The 563-nt window shown below is 70.2% G+C and carries 1 pseudogene; it reads left to right on the top strand.

Features of this window, described 5'->3' with window-relative positions:
• Positions 1 to 223: pseudogene (locus tag ACFW2E_RS36715) on the top strand (fatty acid--CoA ligase family protein); the annotation flags it as partial.
• Positions 224 to 563: the final 340 nt, after the last annotated feature.

Raw genomic sequence — 563 nt, 5'->3', positions numbered from 1 at the left:
GGCCGAGGTGGTGTTCTGGGGCGCCCCGCCCCCCCCCCGGGGGTGGGGCGCATCGGCTTTGGTGCGCCGCCGGCCGGGAGCAACGGCAACGGCGGACGACCTGATCGCCTGGTCCCGACGGGAGATGGCGAACTACAAGGTGCCGAGGGCGGTGGAGTTCGTGGCGGAACTGCCGCGGAATGCGAGCGGGAAGGTGGTGAAGGGGGAGTTGCGAGGGCGGTGACTTGGGAGGTGGTTCGATGTACACGCTTTCGATCTTGTGAGGCAAGTGAACGAGGCGTGAGTGGCGCGTGAATGGGTATGCGCGGTCGGCGCGGGGTCAGCGCAGCCGGCACACCTGAATCTCCCCGATCGTGCGCGCAGGCCGGTGGAAGACGTCCTCGGCGCTGTAGCGCCCCGCGTGGAGCGGATCACGTGGGCGATGTGCTCCAACGGCACGGCGATCTCTGCCGGCGGTAAGAGAGGCTTGCGGACGAGGACATGCCTCGGGCGCGGGGGGCGCCCCACCCCCCCCCCGCGGCCCATACCCCAGGGGTTGGGTATATGATTGCGGCGACGGGCAC

Origin of the sequence: Streptomyces sp. NPDC058964 (assembly GCF_042741275.1) — a bacterium.
In the GTDB taxonomy this organism is placed as follows: Bacteria; Actinomycetota; Actinomycetes; order Streptomycetales; family Streptomycetaceae; genus Streptomyces.
The sequence above is the reverse complement of the archived record's forward strand: the minus strand, read 5'-3'. Positions and strand labels throughout refer to the sequence as shown.